Genomic DNA, 2,521 nt, shown 5'->3' with positions numbered 1-2,521 from the left:
GGGCAAGTTTTCCCAAGTATTCACCCCGTCTATTTTGCTCAATGCCTTAAAATCAGGGGCTGCTTTCCAGCGCCTTACCAGTTTTTCATTGGTAACTCTAAAATCTCCATTGCTTCCCAGTTTGGAAAGGTAACTGACCAAATTGATAAATTCTTCTTTTTCCAGATTTGCCGTGATTCCTGCAGGCATCAAGGAACCGGGAACCTTTTCTAGGTTTTTAATTTGTGATTTAGGAATGCCGTTTTCATTACCCGCCATGTCTCGAATGACAACTTCTCTTGCGCCATCATTGATTAAATAGCCCATCACTATACCTCCATCATTTTTGGTAACCTTTTGTAATTCAAAACCTTCTTTGATTGATTCTGTAGGTTCGAGTATGGATTTGATAATATTGTCTATAGGTAAACTGGTGCCCAAAGAACTTAAATCCGGTCCCAGCTGACCACCGGCACCGCCTATGCCATGGCAGTTTTGACACATAATTGAAGATCTCCTATAAATGGCTTCGCCTTTTACCGGATTTCCTGAGGTTTTTACTTCGATTCCAAGGAGATAAATTTCTCGTTCGCTCAATTGCTGTGGCATTTTCTCAGGAGGTAAAACCCCCCCAGAGGCTTCGAGAGCATCTTTAAGTTGTAGGGCTCCAGCCTTGGTTCTTCTATGCATAGGTAGTAATTCTTGCATGGTTTTTCTTCCTTTTTTGGCCGTTTCTGATGGGATGCGGGTATTGGACAAGGAATTGGCCAACACTGCCGTGGCATTGTTGGAAGAAAGGAAAGCAGCAAACAGATCTCGCGTGCCGGTGTCCGAAGGCTTATTGGAAAGCAGGGTAGTGGCAGCCTCGGCAGCCCTCTCAGGGGCTGTTTTCACCAACTGAGAGATGGCCAAGACCCGGATGCTTTCATTTTTATGCGTTTTGGCCATGTTGAGCAAAAGTTCTTGACTATCAGCATCATCGAGCTTACCCATGGCTTCCATGGCGGCTTTTCTAACCTCTTCATTGCTGTCTTGGTTCTTTTGTAGGATAAGATCCAACAGATCAGCTTTTTTCCACAAGCCTACCAGTTGCAATACTTTTATTTCAACTGCTTCATTTTTACTTGTAAGCAAAGTTCTTAACTGCCCTGAAGTATGCTGTGGTGCCAGCCCTCTATCATTCGCTGCCCTGTGCAGTAGCTCTAGGTTTTTCAATTGGCTTTCTGTATCAGTTGAATTGATGGCAAGCAGGTATATTTTGCTTAAATCAGCTCTTGTGCCATATTTGGCCAATTTCTCCCGAACCATTTCCAGGTATTTATCCGGTACTTTATTGTCGCTATACAATTCAGCCAGCAAAGAAGTAGATTTTGGATCACTTACGGTATTGAGGGCAAAGATGGTTTTGTCCTTATTCCCAAAATAGTTCGGGTCCTCCAATAGTTTGGGTAGCCAAACCGGGCTTAAGGTATTTACCGTATGCCATAAGGCAAAGTCCAGATTAACATCCATTGGTTGATCCAAGGCTTCCAGTGCGGCAAGTGTCGCTTCTAAAGTGCTGAAATTTTGAAGACCAACTACCGCTTCCAACCTTACCGTCGCATGGCTGTCTTGAATGGCTTTGGCCAGTAGGGATTCAGTTTCCGGGATCTGTTCTTTCCAATGCACCAGAACCCTTATGGTAGCTGCTTTGGCTTCCGGATTATTAGCTTTTAAAAGCTTCTCCAACAATGGGACATTCACCGCACCAATGGCCTGATGTAGCCAAAGTCCTTCTAATAAATGGTGCTCGTATTCGGGATTTGAAGGGTCAAGTGTCTCGATCCATTTACCTAATGCTTCCTTTACTTCTTGCTCGTCCTTGTTTTTTAGGATTAATTTTGCTTGTAATCTTTCCCAGTTTTCCTCTGATTTTAATGCCTCCAAAAGCTCCGGAATAGACTTTCCTTCTAATTCTGGATACTTAACTAGGGGACTGTCTTTTTTAGTTACTCTCCAGATCCTGCCATGCTGCTGGTCTCTTCTCGAGTCAAAAAAGTCAACCTCTCCATGTTGAATGATAGGATTGTACCAATCGGCAATATATACTGCCCCATCAGGGCCCATTAAGATATCTACAGGTCTAAAGCCAATATGATCTGTCCATAGCAAATCGTCGGCCTGCTTGGAGACAAAACCACTTCCTTGCTCTTCCAAGACAAAACGGTTTACCCGGTTGGCCCTGAAATCGTTGGTAATTAAACTTCCAGCCCAATCTTCCGGCATATGTGCCCCTGAAACGATATCCAAGCCACTGTGCTTGGGTTGACCGGGATTCAGGCCACTTAAAATACGTTCAGCCCCTGGTGCAGTAGCAAAAGTAGCACCCGGAAAGGCATAGTTAATTCCCTCTCTACCTGCACCATCTGTTAAAAAGCTCTTACCCCATTTGTCAAATTGCAAACCCCAGGGGTTGATCAATCCTTTGGCAAATACTTCCAATTGCTGCGTTTTGGTATTGTATTGCCATACACCCCCACCTTCAAGTCGACGAATGCCATAA

The 2,521-nt window shown here is 44.1% G+C and carries 1 protein-coding gene; it reads right to left on the bottom strand.

Annotated elements, in window-relative coordinates; genetic code table 11:
• Positions 1–2,521, bottom strand: a 2,521-nt coding sequence (locus AAC037_RS23390; RefSeq protein ID WP_339906033.1) for a HEAT repeat domain-containing protein, incomplete at both ends; no start/stop codon positions are given.

Origin of the sequence: uncultured Cyclobacterium sp. (genome assembly GCF_963976465.1) — a bacterium.
In the GTDB taxonomy this organism is placed as follows: Bacteria; Bacteroidota; Bacteroidia; order Cytophagales; family Cyclobacteriaceae; genus Cyclobacterium.
The sequence above is the reverse complement of the archived record's forward strand: the minus strand, read 5'-3'. Positions and strand labels throughout refer to the sequence as shown.